This window comes from Exiguobacterium sp. 8A, from assembly GCF_902506275.1.
Classification (GTDB): Bacteria; Bacillota; Bacilli; order Exiguobacteriales; family Exiguobacteriaceae; genus Exiguobacterium; species Exiguobacterium profundum.
On sequence record NZ_LR733703.1, the window covers coordinates 1 to 1,549 of the forward strand.

At 63.7% G+C, this 1,549-nt stretch carries 2 protein-coding genes and 1 pseudogene; all 3 read right to left on the reverse strand.

Features of this window, described 5'->3' with window-relative positions; translation table 11 throughout:
- The coding region (locus GVY42_RS16660; protein WP_236550121.1) for a hypothetical protein at positions 1–288 on the reverse strand (288 nt) is incomplete at its 3' end.
- Positions 289–372: 84 nt separating this feature from the next.
- Positions 373–1,059, reverse strand: a pseudogene (locus tag GVY42_RS17165) (RNA polymerase sigma factor); the annotation flags it as partial.
- 314 nt (positions 1,060–1,373) lie between these two features.
- Complete coding sequence (locus GVY42_RS16410; RefSeq protein WP_159565761.1) at positions 1,374–1,526, reverse strand: hypothetical protein; 153 nt, start codon at positions 1,524–1,526, stop codon at positions 1,374–1,376.
- Between the last annotated feature and the right edge of the window lie 23 nt (positions 1,527–1,549).

A 1,549-nucleotide genomic window follows, 5' to 3' on the forward strand; every position in this document is an offset into this window, starting at 1 on the left:
CCTCGGCTTGGGGCTTGTTGCACCGTTGTCGAGTGCGTGGCTCGGTGTCTCCGTTGGTGTCACGACGGCGACGGTGGAGCGATCCGAACTGCGGGCAGCCCAGGCACCGACTCCACCGACGATCATCACAAGTGTCGCAGCGACGGCGACGGCGACGGCCCGTCGGTGCCTGATCGTCTTGACGCCCGGACGTGCCCTCGAGGCGATATCCGCTCGAGCGTCAGGCCCGTCTGTCGTGCCCGACTCCCCCATGCTTGCAGCCCATCCGAGCCCAGCGGTGCCTGTCACTCCCACCGCCAGCGGGAGGAGAACGCTGGTGAAGCGGTTACTGGTATCGACAGCCTCCGCAGCGATGACCGTGCAGGCCGGGCATCCGGCGAGATGAGTATCGAACTTTGCTTGCTTCCGAGGCGACAGCCCACCCCGTGCGTTCTTCCCGACCTGCTCAAGCGTCCATGCATGTTCCGTTCCGGCGCCGGCGGAATCAATGTGGATCTGGATCCAGGCCTGGCGAAGGCCCTCACGAGCACGGTATGACAGCGCTGCGACACTGTTTGCGCTCAAGCCGAGCCTGCCAGCGACTTCCGCTGGGGCGAGTGCGTCCACCTCGGTGAACCAGAGCACCTCCTGCCAGCGGTCCGGTAGCGAGCGGAAGGCACGCAACGTGAGGTCAGCGTCAAGTGCCGCAAGGATCGGCGCATCCGTTGCCCGGGGGTCAGGCACTGCTTCCGCAGCATCCAGGTTGTCTTCACGCCGTTTCCTCGACCACGAGACAGCGATATTCCGAATCGTGACAAAGAGGTACGGCCGGAACGGGCCTGTCGGGCCCCCGCCGTTCATCACCGCGGAAAGGACCTTGAGGTATGCCTCCGAAACTAGATCATCGGCGTCGAACTGCTGCGTGATGGTACGTGCCAGGCGCAGACCAGCCTGGGAGTGTCGGCTCCACAGTTCCGCGAAAGCACTTCGATCGCCAGCGCGCGCTTCGTCGACGAGGATGTGGTCCGGTTTCAGAGGCGCACCAGTGGCTTCACCCATTGGGCCCAGGTCGCTCATCATCGTTCCTAAAAGTTCGGGCACCACACCCGAGAGGTGAGGATGGTTTGGGGATCAGAGTGCGTCAGGGGGCGGAGGAGCCGCGGGTGCCCGAGGCCGTCGTCGGCTCGGGTGCTGAAATCGATCAACCCACTCATCGTAGGTATGGAGTTCCCCCATCGGACAGTCGCACCACACGCGGATCGGCTCGTTCGTAGTCAAGCTGAAAAACAGTTCGACGTGGGAACTTCCGTTTGCCTCTGCTGATGACTTTGCACTCATAGTCGATGGACGCCGGCGGCGGGAGAGCATGACGTGAAGCGACGAAGCAATGTAGTTCACCGTTGAAGCAATCTGAGCAGAACAAGCCCAACCAGCAGGAGGGCGATGCTCGTGCCGATGGTGAGGAAGAGCAGCTGCGCCCCGGTCCCCTCCAGCCGCGCACCGCCCACAGCGGTGCCGCCTGCGCTGCGTGCGATTGGTTCTGCCATGGCCTCGGCCTTCATCTAGGAAG

What these genes read in the sequence shown, in the direction of transcription:
- GVY42_RS16410 (WP_159565761.1), bottom strand. Translation starts at nt 1,526, where the DNA reads ATGGCAGAACCAATCGCACGCAGCGCAGGCGGCACCGCTGTGGGCGGT.